The organism is Cyanobacterium sp. Dongsha4 (genome assembly GCF_036345015.1).
GTDB lineage: Bacteria > Cyanobacteriota > Cyanobacteriia > Cyanobacteriales > Cyanobacteriaceae > PCC-10605.
Map to the genome: position 1 here is coordinate 112007 of NZ_CP084098.1, position 16619 is coordinate 128625.

12 protein-coding genes and 1 other RNA gene are annotated in these 16619 nt (G+C 37.2%); 6 read left to right on the forward strand and 7 right to left on the reverse strand.

Features of this window, described 5'->3' with window-relative positions; genetic code table 11:
- The first annotated feature begins 147 nt into the window (after positions 1–147).
- The 4 genes from Dongsha4_RS00490 to Dongsha4_RS00505 all read left to right on the forward strand — a co-directional run bounded on the left by Dongsha4_RS00490 (position 148) and on the right by Dongsha4_RS00505 (position 4977).
- Positions 148–1923, forward strand: coding sequence for an N-acetylmuramoyl-L-alanine amidase (locus tag Dongsha4_RS00490; RefSeq protein WP_330203848.1), 1776 nt, complete (start codon positions 148–150; stop codon positions 1921–1923).
- 61 nt (positions 1924–1984) lie between these two features.
- The gene (locus tag Dongsha4_RS00495; protein ID WP_330203849.1) at positions 1985–2659 is read left to right on the forward strand and encodes a cell division protein SepF; all 675 of its coding nucleotides are present in this window, start codon (positions 1985–1987) and stop codon (positions 2657–2659) included.
- A gap of 73 nt (positions 2660–2732) precedes the next feature.
- On the forward strand, positions 2733–3539 hold the full coding sequence (gene proC / locus Dongsha4_RS00500; RefSeq protein ID WP_330203850.1) for a pyrroline-5-carboxylate reductase: 807 nt from the start codon (positions 2733–2735) through the stop codon (positions 3537–3539).
- Positions 3540–3612: 73 nt separating this feature from the next.
- On the forward strand, positions 3613–4977 hold the full coding sequence (locus Dongsha4_RS00505; RefSeq protein WP_330203851.1) for a flavin monoamine oxidase family protein: 1365 nt from the start codon (positions 3613–3615) through the stop codon (positions 4975–4977).
- Positions 4978–5136: 159 nt separating this feature from the next.
- Here the strand turns inward: Dongsha4_RS00505 and Dongsha4_RS00510 are convergent, their stop codons facing one another.
- The gene (locus Dongsha4_RS00510) at positions 5137–5583 is read right to left on the reverse strand and encodes a peroxiredoxin (RefSeq protein ID WP_330203852.1); all 447 of its coding nucleotides are present in this window, start codon (positions 5581–5583) and stop codon (positions 5137–5139) included.
- A gap of 69 nt (positions 5584–5652) precedes the next feature.
- Here Dongsha4_RS00510 and Dongsha4_RS00515 point away from each other — a divergent pair, with 69 nt between their 5' ends.
- Positions 5653–6366, forward strand: coding sequence for a hypothetical protein (locus tag Dongsha4_RS00515; protein ID WP_330203853.1), 714 nt, complete (start codon positions 5653–5655; stop codon positions 6364–6366).
- 98 nt (positions 6367–6464) lie between these two features.
- Here the strand turns inward: Dongsha4_RS00515 and petE are convergent, their stop codons facing one another.
- Positions 6465–6833, reverse strand: coding sequence for a plastocyanin (gene petE / locus Dongsha4_RS00520; RefSeq protein WP_330203854.1), 369 nt, complete (start codon positions 6831–6833; stop codon positions 6465–6467).
- Between the two features lie 146 nt (positions 6834–6979).
- Here petE and ffs point away from each other — a divergent pair.
- Positions 6980–7076: signal recognition particle sRNA small type (gene ffs / locus Dongsha4_RS00525), an RNA gene on the forward strand.
- Positions 7077–7459: 383 nt separating this feature from the next.
- Here ffs and Dongsha4_RS00530 read toward each other — a convergent pair.
- The 5 genes from Dongsha4_RS00530 to Dongsha4_RS00550 all read right to left on the reverse strand — a co-directional run bounded on the left by Dongsha4_RS00530 (position 7460) and on the right by Dongsha4_RS00550 (position 16518).
- Positions 7460–8536, reverse strand: coding sequence for a DNA (cytosine-5-)-methyltransferase (locus Dongsha4_RS00530; RefSeq protein WP_330203855.1), 1077 nt, complete (start codon positions 8534–8536; stop codon positions 7460–7462).
- A gap of 51 nt (positions 8537–8587) precedes the next feature.
- Positions 8588–9352 carry a hypothetical protein gene (locus tag Dongsha4_RS00535; protein WP_330203856.1) on the reverse strand — a complete coding sequence of 255 codons (765 nt, stop codon included), beginning with the start codon at positions 9350–9352 and terminating at the stop codon, positions 8588–8590.
- Between the two features lie 130 nt (positions 9353–9482).
- Positions 9483–14165, reverse strand: a complete 4683-nt coding sequence (gltB, locus tag Dongsha4_RS00540) for a glutamate synthase large subunit (RefSeq protein WP_330203857.1) — start codon at positions 14163–14165, stop codon at positions 9483–9485.
- Positions 14166–14625: 460 nt separating this feature from the next.
- Positions 14626–15057 (reverse strand): DUF4168 domain-containing protein, encoded by a 432-nt coding sequence (locus Dongsha4_RS00545; RefSeq protein ID WP_330203858.1) that lies wholly within the window; start codon positions 15055–15057, stop codon positions 14626–14628.
- Positions 15058–15147: 90 nt separating this feature from the next.
- The gene (locus Dongsha4_RS00550) at positions 15148–16518 is read right to left on the reverse strand and encodes an MFS transporter (protein ID WP_330203859.1); all 1371 of its coding nucleotides are present in this window, start codon (positions 16516–16518) and stop codon (positions 15148–15150) included.
- Positions 16519–16619: the final 101 nt, after the last annotated feature.

Sequence of the window (16619 nt, forward strand, 5' to 3'; positions counted from 1 at the left end):
GTAAAGGGCAAAGGCCAAGAGGCAAAAGGCAAAAGTGTTTAATTAACACGCTTCCCTATCACCTATAACCTGCAACCTGCAACCTGCAACCTGAAACCTAACACCTCTTTCTAAACTCTGAACTAAAACTATTTATAATTAATCTCCATGTCTAATAATATTTTTTGGAAAAGTTTTTTAATCACCATTAGCTTGAATTTAATTGCAGAATCTAGCTTTGCTCAATCTCAATCTTTAAAAATTGTTTATCCCCCTGTTAACCATCAAACAACAGCAGAATCCATTTTTATTATTGGCTCTGCTCCTTCTTCTGGTAACGTCATAATTAATGGTAAATCTATAAATCGCTCCTCTCTCGGTTATTTTGCTCCCAGTATTCCCCTAAAAATGGGCAAAAATCAAATTACAATTCGTTATGGAAATGAAGAATTAAATCGAGTAATTACAAGGATTGATAATCAACCTGACTTAAAAGAAGTTAACAACTTTTCCGCAAATTTATTAAATCCCCAAGTAGATATAAGTAAACTACCCAATGAAGATGTCTGCTTCTCTGCCATTACCCCCCTCGGCTCAAATACCACCGTAAAACTTAATCAGGATACTTTACCCCTAACTCCTGCTTTAAATACTGTTAATCTACCTAGTAACGCCTCAGTTTTGATTGACAACAATAACCCCATCTCCACGGTAGGCAATTCTTGGCAGAAAGTTTCTGGATGCCTTCAATTTAGTAATACTGTTTCCAACTTAAATCCGATTTTTGTTATGGATTATCAAGGTAAAACCTTAGAAAGAAAAGGAGAAGGTAAGATAACTATTCTTAATCCTCAAGAGTTACAAGTAGTGGAAGTGATTGCAGAGCAAGGTATTGCTAGGACTGGTGCTGGTACTAATTATTCAAGGTTAACACCTTTACCCAAAGGAGTCAGAGCGAAAGTAACAGGAAAAGAAGGGGAGTGGTTAAGACTTGATTATGGTGGCTGGATTAAGGCAGAAGAAACCAGAGTTTTGCCGACGAATAGCCTTCCCCTCAGTTATATTCGCAGTGTTACTTCTAAAGTAAAAGAGACTCAAACAGAGATAATTTTTCCCTTAGAAAGTGCAGTGCCTCTCAGCATTAGGCAAGATGATGATTCTTTAACCTTAAGTTTGTATAATATTGTTGCCCAAACTGATACTATTCGTTTTGATGATAACCCTATAATTAAGCGTCTCGACTGGTATCAAGTAACCCCTACTCAAATTGACTATATCTTTTCTTTTAAATCCCCTCAACAGTGGGGTTATGATGTACGCTATGAGGGTAATAACTTAATTTTGACCATCAATCATCGCCCTAACCTAAAAAATGCTCAGAGTTTGAATGGTGCTAGTATTTTACTAGATCCGGGTCATGGTGGAGATGAATCAGGGGCTTTAGGGGCGACAGGGTATCCTGAAAAAGATGTTAATTTAATCGTTTCTAAATTAGTGGCTCAAGAGTTAGAAAAAAGAGGGGCAAGGGTTTACTTAACGAGAAATGATGATAGTTTTGTTTCTCTGGGCGATCGCGCTAAAATGATTAAAAACATAAATCCGACTATCGCTATATCTATCCATTATAACGCCCTACCCGACGGAGGAAACGCTGAAAAAACTAAGGGAATCAGTACATTTTGGTATCATCCCCAAGCACAGGATTTAGCCGTTTACCTGCACAATTATTTAACGAATCAGCTAAATCGAGAATCGGCAGGAATTTTTTGGAATAATTTGGCTTTAACTCGTCCTCACCAATCCCCAACAGTATTATTAGAATTAGGTTTTATGATTAATCCAGAGGAGTTTGAATGGATTACTAACAGTTCTGCACAAAAACAGTTAGCATTTACTTTAGCCGATGGAATTCAAAATTGGATTTTAAGCAAAAATTCTTGGTAAATTATCGTATAGAATAACAAAGTTTATATTATGATACTAGAGTCGTTAAGGAATTAAACCCGTGAGTAATTTTTTAGGCAAATTAAAAGATATTATTGGTGGAGGACAAGGCGATTACCAATACTATGAGGAGGAAATTGAAAGTATGGCTACTCAAGATTTACCCCCTTCTGATATTGAAATGAATGAGGTTGCTATACCTCAAACAGAAGCCCCAGTTACTCCACCTCCTTCTTCTTCTCGTCGTCGCCCTAGAGATAATAGGGAAACTTCTGCTAATAAATCCAGCGATGTTTCTGCTTCCCCTTCTTATCTTGACAGTGGCAGTTTTTCGAGCAGTTTACCCAACAACGTTATTGGAATGCCAGGAGTAAATAATATTGTGAATGAAGTAGTAGTAATTGAGCCTCATTCTTTTGATGAAATTCCCCAAGTAATTCAAACTTTAAAAGAGCAAAGATCTGTTATTCTTAACTTGAATGTAATGGAAGCAGAAGAAGCTCAAAGAGCGGTTGATTTTGTGGCGGGTGGCACTTATGCTATTGATGGTCATCAAGAGAGAATCGGTGAAAGTATTTTCCTTTTCACTCCCAGAAATGTCAAAGTTAGTACAATCTCTGGTAAGTCTTATCAAAATGGTAGTACCAAGATTGCCTCTGAAGGATTAACTAAATCTTTTGATGCTCTCTGGAATGAAACTTCCTCTACCGAGTTACCTGATTCTATGGCTCAATGATTGGAGTTTTAAAGGAAGCTAGGTTTACTCTATTATTATCTATATAAAGTCGTCCTAAATAGCAAAATCTATAGTGTCTTTTAAATTAGGAGTAATTGGCGGTGGAGTAATGGCTGAAGCGATTATTTCCCGCTTACTCGCACAAAATATATATATTGCTTCAGAAATAATTATAAGCGATCCTGCACCCCCTCGTCGTCAATGGTGGCAGGAACAATATCAGGTGGAAACTACTACTGATAATCAAAAGGTTTTAGATGATTCTCAGGTGTTGTTATTAGCGATTAAACCGCAAATTTTTGAAAGGGTAGTCGAAGGCTTAAGCATCAATCCTCATCGCCATATTCCCCTCATCTTATCGATTTTGGCTGGTACTTCTCTTTCTCAGTTAGAAAGGGCTTTTGCTTCCCTTCCTATTATTAGAGTTATGCCCAACACTCCAGTCTTAGTAGGACAAGGAATGAGTGCGATCGCACCTAATGGCAAAGTTTCTGAGTCTCAATTAAGTCTAGCATTATCTTTATTTGAGGCGATCGGTTCTGTGATTCAAGTGCCAGAGTATCAAATGGATGCGGTGACAGGTTTATCTGGTTCTGGCCCCGCTTTTGTTGCCTTAATGATAGAGGCTTTAGCCGATGGTGGCGTGGCTTCTGGATTACCTCGTGCGATCGCCCTTGAGTTAGCAGTACAAACAGTCTTAGGTACAGCAGAATTGGTTAAGCAAAAAAACTTACATCCTGCCCTCTTAAAAGATCAAGTCACAAGCCCCGGCGGAACAACCATTGCAGGAGTTGCCGCCCTTGAAGAAAAAGGTTTCCGTAGTGCCGTTATCTCCGCCGTTAAATCTGCCTATCTACGCTCTCAGGAATTAAGTCTTTAATCTTTATTAAGGTTGTTCCATATTTTGTATTATAATTCAGGTATAAATAAAATTATGAGATCTTCAATTAAGAATGACACATAGATATGATTGCATTATTGTCGGTGCTGGTTTATCTGGATTAGTTGCGGCACGTAACTTACAAAGAGCGGGAAAAAATGTCGTGGTTTTTGAAGCTCAAGACTACATAGGTGGGCGTATGTTAGGAAAACATATTGCTCCTAACCAGTATATAGATTTGGGTGGTCAATGGGTAGGTCCTACTCAAGACCGCTTTTTAGCTTTATTAGATGAATATAATATTCCTCGTTTTCCTTCTCCTTTACAAGGGAAGGTAGTGTTAATCTACAACGGCAAACGGCAAGAATTTAATGGTTTTTTTCAGGGTTTTGCAGAAGGCGATCGCCCTAATGTATCTGAGGAAGAATGGCAAGATGCAATGAAAGCATGGAAAACGTTTGATGAGCTTTCCCAAAGTTTATCCCCTCAATATCCAGAAGCTAACGAAGCAAATAAAAAACTGGACAGCCAAACTTTTGCTCAGTGGATTCAAGAAAATACACAAACGGATTTCGGTCGTTGGTATTTTGCCTATATGTGCCGTGCAGTAGGGTTTCTAGGTCCTGCTGAACCTGATGAAGTTTCACTATTACACGTTTTGTGGGGTAATAAATCTGCCTCCCAAGCCGAACATCCAGAAGCAGAACTTATCCACGATGGTGCAGGACAAATACCCAGTAAAATTGTCGCCGAATTAAACAACCAAATTCATCTCAGTGAAGCGGTGGTGAAAATCAGCCAAGATGATCATGGAGTTGAAGTAACCACCCTCAAAGGTATATATCAAGCTAATTTCGTCATTGTAGCCATGCCTCCTCATTTAGCAGGAAAAATAACCTATCATCCTCCCTTACCAGCTATTAAGCAACAACTTACTCAACGCTTTCCGATGGGAACATTAGCAAAATTACTGATCTCCTATGAAACACCATTTTGGCGTTCTCAAGGACTTGCAGGAGTAGGTATGGGAAACACAGAATGGATTGAACTTTTTGCCGATAGTTCAGACCCTCGCAGTGGAAAAGGGGTATTAGCTACTTTTGTCATGGGCGATCGCTATCATCGGTGGATAAAATTAACCGAATCTGAACAAAAATCCGTTGTTTTATCAGATTTAGCTAAATATTTGGGACAACAAGCCCTATCTCCTACAACCTTTGATATACAAGATTGGCCTTCCAATCAATGGGTAGGAGGTGGTTATGCCGCTTTCATGCCTCCGGGGGTATGGACAAGATTTGGACAATCAATCAACAAGCCTTTTAATCGTATTTACTGGGCTGGAACAGAAATAGCAGAAAGATGGGCAGGTTTTTTTGATGGTGCAATACGCACAGCCGAAGCCGCCGCAGAAGCTGTTTTAAAATCGGCGGAATAATTTGAGAGGTTAGGAGATTGGGTTATTGGGGTGTTAGGGTACTAGGGTACTAGGGAGAAGTTAACTAAACTCTTTTGCCCTTCTCCCCTTTTAAGGGGAGAAACAGAGGGGTTTATCTCTTGCCCCTTGCCCAAAAAATTTATCTCCAACTCAGTTTGATTAGCCTAAAATAGCCAAGATGTCTTGAGCATGAGTTGCAGTTTGTACTTTATCATCAACATGAGTAATTGTTCCTTCTCCGTCGATAATATAAGTTACTCTTTGGGGATAAATCTGCCCATTGTAGGTCATTTCCACATCATAGGCTTTAGTAATACTTCTATCAGTATCAGCTAAAAGTTGAAAAGGCAAACCATACTTTTCTTTAAACATTTTATGAGAAGCCTCATCATCATTGCTTACCCCCAAAACTACCATATCTTTGCCTTGATATTGGGTATAGTTATCACGGAAACTTTGAGCTTCTTTAGTGCAACCGGGAGTATCATCTTTAGGATAGAAGTATAAAACCACAACTTTACCAGCGAAATCAGATAAGGAAACGGTGTTACCGTGATCATCTTTGGTTGTAAAATTGGGTGCTTTAGTACCTACTGCCAGAGTCATAATATTTTCCTACAATTAATATAAACTGTGATGCTTTTCTTAATTTTACTTTACAATACTTAACCTCAGATGAAAATACCTTTTCCGAACAACTTTGAACCTCAAAAGCCTTTAAAAATATATGATTACCAAGATATAACTATTATAATTTTTGCGAAATCTCTCAAGCCGAGTCAATTAAATTTGGTCAATTTATATCAACAAGGAATTATTCCCCCCCATTGGCAATTAAAAGAGCCTGTAGTTTGTAAACCTCATTCCTTCCAATTATCTTTTCAAGAAGGTATAAATATTAATGTTGAGATAGGAAAAGTGTCTTTCAGTTATAAAAAAAAAGCTAATTCTAATTCTTTAAATATTATTGTCAATAACTTTATCGCTCAAATTCTTAAGTATCAGTTTCAACGATTTCAGATAGTTTTTCGCAGGTTAATTACTTTTCCAAAGGGTAAATGCTCAGGTTTAAATTTTATCAACAATAACCTTTTGAGTTTGCCAGAAAATAGAATAAAAGTAAATAGTGTTTCACCGCATAAAATACAGTTAAATTTTGTTTACAAGTTGGAAAATCAACCATTATTGATAAGTGTGATTGATACTCCCATCATCAAAAAGAAAATTAACTATTCTGGAATATTATTTAAGGGATTAATTAATGATGAAAAGACCAAGAGTATGAATAAGAATAAATATTATGATAATCATTCTGGTTCAAATATCATCAGTAACTATCCTAAGTATTTGGATTTTTTTAATCAGATTGTTAATAGCTATTTATTGTAATGATATGGGCAAAGTTTATAATTTTGTATTACTAAAAAAAATGACGGTATAAAACCGTCTTCAATGATTGTGATGAAAAGTAAGTATTTTTAATTTTATTATTCTACAATGATAGTACCATTCATTCCAGCACCACGATGAGGTTCACAGTAATAAGGATATTCACCTGGTTCGTTAAAAGTTACCTCAAAAGATTCTCCGGGGCTAAATGCTAAACCTTTGTGACTTAATTTATCTGCATCTTTTACAGAACTATCAAAAACTACGTTATGAGGAGCTAATTTATTATTTACCCATTTTACAGTATCCCCTGCTTTAATAGTTACTTTTGCAGGTTGGAAAGCTAACATACCACTATCTGCACCCATTTTTACTTCTACTGTATCAGCTTGAGCAGGAGCGATCGCAGTAAACATGAATGTCACTGCTAAAAGTAAGGAAGATAAGAATAAACCTAATTTTTTCATTGTATTTTTTGTATTTTTACAGATCGTCAAATTTTATTTTCTACTATCATACTATGAACTTTGACCTAATGTCATATCTAATTTAAAAAATTGTTTTGGACAATTAACCTTGTGTTTGTTGAGAAGATTAAGTTATAATGGTCATTGACTCGAACTTATGCAACTGTGACGCTCAAACCTTGTCAGGACCGGAAGGTAGCAGCAATACGGGATGCTTATGGTGGGCGTAAGATTCGGGTCTTAGCGATACATAAATTAAGGTTTTCATTGCCTTCTGTGAAGAGAGTTTTTTAGTTAATTTCTTGTTAGATGCGATCGCATTTTGCTTCTAATTTTCAGTACCATATAAATTATAGTTTATCTTTTAAAGAGTGTGATCGAACATTCTCAACATATTAGCTTAAAACTTTGTTGTAAAGCTGGAATCTTCTTTTCGATTTTATCAATTACTTGATGGATAAATTGTAGCAAAGATGCAGAAATAACTGGTTGTGCTTCTGCAATATGTATTTGTAAATTATTAATTTGAAAAAAGCCTTCTCTAGCTTGTTCACTAATTTCGGTTAATTGTTCTAAACTGAAAAAATATTATACACAAAAGGTGCGATCGCCCCTTAATTATCAAATTAAAATAAAGATAATTGTTTTTCTTCTTGAATCGAGATTTTTTTCTCTCCAGTTAACATACTAATTAAACATTTACCCAAATGAAAAGCCAAATTAACAGGTACTGCATTACCTATTTGCTGATATTGTGATGTTAACGAACCCATAAACTCCCAATCATCAGGGAAAGTTTGTATTCTTGCATATTCTCTTACGGTTAAAGGTCGAGTTTCGATGGGATGACATCTTTCTGTTTGAGTTTGAGCAGGGCTACAAGTCAAAGTTAAACAAGGTTCATTATAAGATAATCGTTTCGCAAAACCAGTTCTTCCCCCCCCTTGATAATAACTATTTTTCATATATTGTTTCTGAACTTCTTCTGGCAAATTACGCCAATTTCCTCCCTCTGGTACTAATTCCATAATCTCTTTTTTTCGTTGATTATATTTAACACCTTCTGAGATAGGGCAATTTTTTAATGCTTCTTTTAAAGTAATAATATAATTATTTTCTCTGGGAAAAATGGGTTGAATATTCAAATCTTTTCTAGTTCCCATAATGATAATTCTTTCTCTTTTTTGCGGAACATCAAAATATTGAGCATTCAATAATTTATAACTTGTTTGATAGCCTAATTCATCTAAAGTTTTTAAAATTATAGCTAAAGTTTCACCTTTTTTATGAGTAATTAAACCTCTAACATTTTCACCAATAATAATTTTAGGTTGAACTTCTTTTATACATCTAGCAAAATCAAAAAATAGTGTACCTCTAGTATCTAAAAATCCCTTTCTTTCTCCTGCATGACTAAAGGCTTGACAAGGAAAACCCCCCGTTACTATATCTACTTTATTTTGATATTTTGTAAAATCTATTTTCGTTACATCTTCATTTAAAACCTGCCAATTAGCACGATTCTTAGTCAATGTCTCACAACAATTTTTATTAATTTCAACTAATAACTCTGTTTGTAAACCAGCATTTTCTAATCCTAATGCCATACCTCCACAACCAGCGAATAACTCAATAATATTAAAATCATATTTTTGTGGATTTTTTAGTATTTTATATGACCCTGATAGATTGTTTGATAACATATTAATTAAATAGTTTAATAATTATTTAAGTTATTATAACAAATTAAAAGATTAATAAAGTTCTTTATCTATTTCCCTGATGGTTTTTGCCAGTTTATTAAGTATTAAATTATAGTCTAAATTGAGCAAAGACCAAAAAGATTCACCTGCTAATCTTTCAATCTGATATTTTTCACAACTTGCCTTATTTATAGTCCAACTATTCCCCATATCAAGAGCGACTGCAAAAATAGAAAAAGGATGAATTTTTAACTCATTAATTGAGCGACTACTTTGACTTCCTGTAAGAGTATCTTTTTTTGTTTTGAGTTGAGTATATTTTATCTTTTCTTCGTGAAAAATAATTAAATCTATACCTTTTATTGTTATATCTAATTCCTTATCAGGTAGAAAAACATTATTCACTATTCCTGCAATATCTTCTAATTTATGACCCATATTTTCCGAAATAAAACGGGTATAAAGATTAGATAAATATAAATTTTCACATCCTGCAAACTCAAAAATATTTTTAAAAGTAGTCTTATTTTCTTGAATCTCTTTTCTGAATTTATCTTTTTCTTGAGACAAAGCAAATAAAACTTCTTGTTTGAATTTGAGTAAGATTTGATCTATTTTTTGCTCAATTTCAGTTAATGTTAATGGTTTATTTACACGCCTAAAATAGTCAGGTAAATATTGATCTAAAATACGAGCGATTTGATAAGCATTTCTCAACTCTTGATCTTGCGGTATAATATCTGGGATAACGATTTTGTCTTTTTCGTTAGTTATTGCTTGTAAAAGGTTTTGTTTCGTTGTTTTATTTATTGGCAAAATATAACCTCATAATTAAATAAACCACCTTGATTTTACCCTTTTAATATCAAAAAATAAAGGTGGGCATTGCCCACCCTACTTTGTTTAACTCTTTGCGACTTTGCGTCTTTGCGTGACAAAAAAAACCTTAACTTCCTCCCACACGGGCTACATCTTGGGCGTTAGCTTCAAATGCCGCATTTAACGCTTCATCACCGCTTAAACCAGAATTAATTGCCTCTTTTAATGCCTCTAAAACTCGTTTATAATCACGAGGCATTACTTTCACAAATTTACCGATATTTTCCTCCCAATTATCAAGAACTTTTTGGGCTTTTTTACTATTAGTAAATTGTTGATGTTTGACAATTAATTGTTTTAATTCGGCAATCTCCGAAGCATCATCGAGGGTTTCTAAACCAACCATCTCCGTATTGCAGTGGGTAGCAAAATCCCCTGTTTCATCAAGAATATAGGCGACACCGCCACTCATTCCTGCGGCAAAGTTACGCCCCGTTTTACCGATGATAACTACTTTACCACCTGTCATGTATTCGCAACCATGATCGCCCACTCCTTCCACAACGGCGGTTACACCTGAGTTACGGACACAGAAGCGCTCTCCTGCAACCCCTGAGATATAAGCCTCACCACTGGTTGCACCATACAAGACTACGTTACCGACAATGATATTCTCATCCGCTTCAAAGGTGGCTTTTTTGTCGGGATAAACGATGATTTTACCTCCGCTTAAGCCTTTGCCGATATAGTCGTTAGCGTCTCCTTCTAATTCAAGGGTGACTCCTTTCGGTACAAATGCACCTAAACTTTGCCCTGCACTACCGACAAAATGCAACTGCACGGTATCTTCGGGTAAACCTTCCCAGTGTTTCTTGGTAATTTCGTTACCTAAGATTGTGCCAACCACACGGTTAATGTTTTTAATGGGTAAGGTGGCTTTTACCTTATCTCCTTTCTCGATCGCACCTTTGCACAAATCAAGTAAAGTAGTCATATCGAGGGACTGTTCTAAACCGTGATCCTGTTTGATGGTACAATGACGGGGAGTATTAGGATCAACGTTGGGTTGATGGAGAATGGGAGATATATCGATACCTTTAGCCTTCCAATGCTCGATCGCACCTTTAGGATTTAATACATCAGTACGTCCTACCATCTCATCCACTGTGCGGAAGCCTAATTCTGCCATAGTTTCCCGCATTTCTTGGGCGATAAATTTCATGAAATTGACGGTATAAGCAGGATCACCTGTAAATTTAGCACGAAGTTCGGGGTTTTGGGTAGCTACTCCCACAGGGCAAGTATTCAAATGACACACCCTCATCATGATACATCCAAGAGTCACTAAGGGGGCGGTAGAAAAGCCGTATTCCTCTGCACCTAACAGAGTTGCGATCGCAATGTCTCGCCCTGTTTTCATTTGCCCATCGGTTTCTACCACAATACGACTGCGGAGGTTATTTAATAAGAGGGTTTGGTGGGTTTCCGCTAATCCCAATTCCCACGGTAGTCCTGCGTGTTTAATAGATGTGCGAGGAGAAGCGCCTGTGCCTCCGTCATAACCAGAGATTAACACCACATCGGCTTTGGCTTTAGCAACCCCTGCGGCGATCGTACCTACTCCCACTTCTGACACTAATTTTACATTAATACGGGCTTCTCGATTAGCGTTTTTCAAGTCATGGATTAATTCTGCTAAATCTTCAATGGAGTAAATATCATGGTGAGGAGGAGGAGAAATTAAGCCCACTCCGGGGGTAGAATAACGCACCTTCGCAATCCAGGGATAGACTTTTTTACCCGGTAATTGCCCCCCTTCACCCGGTTTCGCACCCTGTGCCATTTTAATTTGTATCTCTTTAGCTTGGGATAAGTAAAGACTGGTAACACCAAAACGCCCACTAGCTACCTGTTTGATAGCACTATTTTTTGAGTCTCCCTGCTCATTAGTCCAAGTATAGCGCTCTGGGTCTTCCCCTCCTTCCCCTGTGTTGGATTTACCGCCAATGCGATTCATGGCAATAGCGAGAGACTCATGGGCTTCTTTGGAAATCGAACCGTAACTCATCGCCCCTGTTTTAAAGCGCTTCATGATGTTTTCGATAGGCTCAACTTCTTCAATGGGTATGGATTCCCGTTGTTTAAACTCCAATAAGTCACGGAGACGGAAGAATTGCTTTCCATGATCATTGATCATTTGGGAGTATTTTTTGTACAATTCATAATCTCCCTGTTGCACTGCCTGTTGTAAGGTGTGAATGGTTTGAGGGTTAAATAGGTGTGCCTCGCCGTCTTTACGCCATTGATATTCTCCTCCTGCATCGAGGGTATGTCCGTTAACTTGTCTGTCAGGGAAAGCGTGGCTATGACGCATAATCGTTTCTTGGGCAATGACATCTAAACCGATGCCTTGCAAACGGGATGCTGTCCATGTAAAATACTTATCAATGACATCTTGATTAAGTCCGATCGCCTCGAAGATTTGCGCACCCCGATAGCTTTGGATGGTAGAAATACCGATTTTTGAGGCAATTTTAATGATGCCTTTGGTGACGGCTTTGATATAATTTTTACAAGCGGTTTTATGGTCAACATCGGTGACTAACCCTTGTTTAATCATATCTTTAAAGGTTTCAAGGGCAAGGTAAGGATTGATCGCACCGCAACCATAACCTAATAATACAGCAAAATGATGGACTTCTTTGGGTTCGCCTGATTCAAGGATAATACCAACACGGGTACGAGTGCCGTTACGAATCAGATGGTGATGTAATCCAGATACGGCTAATAAAGCTGGTATGGGAGCGTTGTAAAAATTCACATCTCGATCGCTCAAAATAATATGGGTGCATCCCTTCTTAATTGCTTCGTCAACTTCCTCAAAAATGTTCTGTAAGGTGCTTTCTAGCCCTTTTACCCCTGATTTGGGGTCAAACAGAATTGAACAGGTGTGGGCTTTAAATCCATGATTACCACTCTCTTTCGTTAAGGGGGGGTTGAGTTCGGGATTGTCGAAATGATGAACACTAGGACAATCTAGGCTTTTGAGAATTGCTAATTCTTCATTGGTAATAATGGGAGTTTTGAGGGCGATGAGATGACAACTTTCGGGAGTTGGCTCTAATAAGTTACCTTCTTTACCGATGGTAGTCTCCGCAGAGGTGATAATTGCCTCTCTAATGGGATCAATGGGGGGATTTGTCACCTGTGCAAATAGTTGTTTAAAGTAATCATACAACAATTTGGGGCGATCGCTCAATACAGCTAAGGGAGTATCTATACCCATTGCACCAATAGATTCTACTCCGTCTTTACCCATAGGGGCGAGGAGCATTCTTAAGTCTTCAAAGGTATAACCAAAGGTTTGTTGTAAGGCGATGAGGATGTCTGGATTAATACTTTCATCTTTAGGAGTTTGATCCCCCCTTAATCCCCCCTTAATAAGGGGAGCGAGATCGTCTAGGCTATATAAGTGATCATTTAGCCATTGTTGATAGGGATGTTGATTGATAATGGGTGCTTTTACTTCCTCATCTGGCACGATACGCCCTGCTTCCATATCCACCAAGAACATTTGTCCGGGTTGCAATCTGCCTTTGCTTTCTACCCTTTCCGGCTCAATGGGCAATACCCCTGCTTCCGATGCCATAATCACTAAACCATCTTTAGTAACAGTATAGCGAGAAGGACGTAAGCCGTTGCGATCGAGGATTGCACCTATTTGTTTCCCATCTGTAAATGCGATCGAAGCTGGTCCATCCCAGGGTTCAATTAAGCAGGAATGGTATTGATAGAAGGCTTTTTTCTCGGCACTCATAGACTCATGTCCACTCCAAGGCTCAGGAATCATCATCATTACCCCGTGAGAAAGGCTACGCCCACTTAATACCAACATTTCTAAGGCATTATCAAAAATCAGAGAATCACTGCCATTGAGGTTAATTACAGGCTGAAGTTTTGCCATATCATCCCCAAACAAATCGGATTTAAACAGGGATTGACGAGCGTGCATCCAATTAATATTGCCTCTAAGGGTATTTATTTCGCCGTTATGGGTGATGTAGCGGTAAGGGTGGGCGCGATCCCAACTAGGGAAGGTATTGGTGCTAAAACGAGAGTGAACAAGGGCTAGAGCCGTTTCTAACTCAGGATTACTCAAATCTAAATAGTACTTACCTACTTGCTCAGGGCGCAACATTCCTTTATAGACAATTGTACGACTGGAAAGGGTTGCAGGATACCAGTATTCATCTATTTTTGGGGCTTTAATAGCGTTAAAAGAGCGTTTACGGATTACATATAATTTGCGTTCAAAGGTTAAATTATCGGTAATTTCATGGTTTTTAGCGATAAATACCTGTTGCATAAAAGGCTCACAATTCAAGGCACTTTTACCCAAATCCGAGTTATCCGTAGGCACATCACGCCATCCTAATACTTTTTGCCCTTCTTCCGTTACAACTTGCTCAAATATTCTTCGGGCTTTATTTCTGGCTTCTTCATCGGGGGATGCAAAAATCATACCTACGGCATAATCTCCCACAGGAGGCAATTCAACACCTAGTTTTTCGGCTTCTTTACGCATAAAACCATCGGGTAACTGCATTAAAATTCCTGCACCATCCCCTGTATTTGCTTCAGCACCGCAACCGCCTCTATGATCTAAGTTTATTAAAATAGTCAAAGCCTGACCAACTATTTCATGAGATTTTTTCCCGTATTTATTGACAACAAAACCGACACCACAGGCATCATGTTCGTTTTGTGGATCGTATAATCCTTGTTTTTTGGGGATGTGAGTATTGATCATAATTTCTTCCTAAAATGTAGAGTTTAACTAGCTGAAAATCTAAAGAAATTCTTAAGCATAGCTCTTTTTTCTCTTTGCTTTATTACCTAAACATTATAGAAAGATTTATAAATTACCTCACTTTTTTTGTCAGAAATTTAATATAAGATTAAGTTTTTTTAAGATAAAAGAAGATGATATTTATATGGTATTTCCTATTTATAAAAAAATAGTAGTATTAAATGAATAAAGTAAATATATAGCCTATTTAACCTGAATTCGGGATAAATTTTCATCTATAAGTGATGGCGAAAAGGGCAAAGTTAAAAGGGCAAGGGGCAAAGGGCAAAGGTAATAAACAATTAGTAATTAGTAACTTCAGCACTTTAATAATTAGTTTCTCCCTAAAACCCCAATACCCCAATACCTCAATCCCCAACACCTAACCTTATCCGATATTCTTAAACCTAACTGAGGTTAACTACATTTGTCCAATGATAGATTGCAAACGTTGTTTTAAACTAGGATTTTGTTTGACTTGCTGAGTTATTTGATTAAAACGATTAACACTTAAGCCGTGATTTTTTACGATAGTTTCTGACTGATCACAATATTCGATCGCCATGTTACGGGCATTATCAGGAAGTTGACTGAAACTTTGTCGCTGGTTACAACTCATTTGCCCCATAGATTTACCGACAATTCCTTCTATATTACTATAGGTAGTTTTGCGTAAATTCTCAATTTCGATCGCAGCTTGGGCATATTTTTTTAAATCTTCATCAGAAACATTTTGCGCCATAGCTTTAGATTGAATAGAAATTGAACCCTGATTGTACTCAGGAACAACCCCCAAACTAACACCAAAAACAGCCAAACCACAAACTAAAAAAACTTGAGAGCCTACTTTCATAAATGTCCTATTACTTTGATGAAATAACATAGTAGAGTAACAATAACAATAAAAATATCTATTACTTAGTATGAAGCAATCCATACCCAATTAGTTCCCTGATTTACCAGTAATTAAAGAAGTTAAAGCCATCCCTGAAACGGCTAAAGAGGCAAGAATCATCAGAACAAACCTTAAACCAAAATAAGTTTCCGCAATTCCTGCTAAAGCTAAAGGTAAAGATAAAGCAATATTAACCGCATTATTTTGCAAACCAAAAACCTTACCACGCATATCAGAAGGAGTTTCCGCTTGAATAGTAGTTTGCATTGGGACACCCACCAAAGCCGCAAAAATACCCAAAATAACCGTCATTAGTAAAGCTAAAATCAAATTATTAGTAGCCACAGATAAGCCACTCAATGCCGCTCCCATGCCCATTGAACCCCAAAAGCTAAGTCGAGCATGAGAAATCATTTTACCCTGATGAGTAACAAATACTGCACCAATAGCAATGCCAATGCCCGTTGCCGCCAATAAATAGCCAAATTGATCAGCCTCCATTCCGGGTATAGTTTCTGCTAAACGTACCGCTAACACTGCCAAAGCCGCAAAAATAGAAAATAAAATTACTAATTGAAATAAAGCATTACGCACTCGATGATTTTTTTGCAAATATCGTAAACCGTCTTTTATATCTTCCCAAGGATGATTTTCTTGTTGTTGCCTATCCTTATCCTTTTCCCGACTACGCATCGTAATCAGCACAAATCCAGCTAAAATGTAACATCCTCCTACTAACAACTCTTTCCCATAAGCAAAAGAAAAATTCTCACCCCAGTTATAGGTTATTTCTAATAAAGGCTCACCTACAGCAAAACCAATGATTAACATAGCCATCATGGTTGTGGTATATAGAGAATTTGCCGCTAATAAATCTTTTTTCCTAACGATTAAAGGAATTGTTGCTTGTTCTGCCGGAGCAAAAAATTGAGTTAGTGTGGAGACGGAGAAAGTCACTAATAAAAGTAACCAAAATGACCAAGGTAAAGAGAAAAAGCCCATTTCCTGTTTATTAATTAAAAGGCAAAAAGGCAAGATTAAAACTAATATACCTCTACCTAGATTGGAGACAACTAAAACACTTTTTTTAGACCATCGATCAACATAAACTCCTGCTAAAGAACCAAATAAAATTGCAGGTATAGTAAAAGCTATCATAATTAATGATACCCACGAACTGATACTTTCTCCTTGAGTCTGAAAGTTAGCACTAATTAAGGCGATCATTAAAACTAAATAAATCTTATCCGCCAATTGAGAAAATATTTGTCCTAGCCAGAGAATAAGAAAATTAATATTCCTTAAAACACTCATTATTCCGTTATTGGCTTTCTGATGGGTGGGAGAAGGATTAGCGGGAGATGAATTGGCTGATACTGGCTCTGATTTTTCTTCGGTGTCCGTTTCAAATACTGGCATTAGAGTTTACTATTAATATTCAATTACAAGGAATGGATCTTAAATTATTATAAATCTTATTAAACAAGGGCTTTTTTTATTTGCTTATCGAGTTTATTTTT

What these genes read in the sequence shown, in the direction of transcription:
- petE (WP_330203854.1), bottom strand. Translation starts at nt 6,833, where the DNA reads ATGAAAAAATTAGGTTTATTCTTATCTTCCTTACTTTTAGCAGTGACA.
- Dongsha4_RS00505 (WP_330203851.1), top strand. Translation starts at nt 3,613, where the DNA reads ATGACACATAGATATGATTGCATTATTGTCGGTGCTGGTTTATCTGGA.
- Dongsha4_RS00550 (WP_330203859.1), bottom strand. Translation starts at nt 16,518, where the DNA reads ATGCCAGTATTTGAAACGGACACCGAAGAAAAATCAGAGCCAGTATCA.
- Dongsha4_RS00530 (WP_330203855.1), bottom strand. Translation starts at nt 8,536, where the DNA reads ATGTTATCAAACAATCTATCAGGGTCATATAAAATACTAAAAAATCCA.
- Dongsha4_RS00515 (WP_330203853.1), top strand. Translation starts at nt 5,653, where the DNA reads ATGAAAATACCTTTTCCGAACAACTTTGAACCTCAAAAGCCTTTAAAA.
- Dongsha4_RS00545 (WP_330203858.1), bottom strand. Translation starts at nt 15,057, where the DNA reads ATGAAAGTAGGCTCTCAAGTTTTTTTAGTTTGTGGTTTGGCTGTTTTT.
- gltB (WP_330203857.1), bottom strand. Translation starts at nt 14,165, where the DNA reads ATGATCAATACTCACATCCCCAAAAAACAAGGATTATACGATCCACAA.
- Dongsha4_RS00510 (WP_330203852.1), bottom strand. Translation starts at nt 5,583, where the DNA reads ATGACTCTGGCAGTAGGTACTAAAGCACCCAATTTTACAACCAAAGAT.
- Dongsha4_RS00490 (WP_330203848.1), top strand. Translation starts at nt 148, where the DNA reads ATGTCTAATAATATTTTTTGGAAAAGTTTTTTAATCACCATTAGCTTG.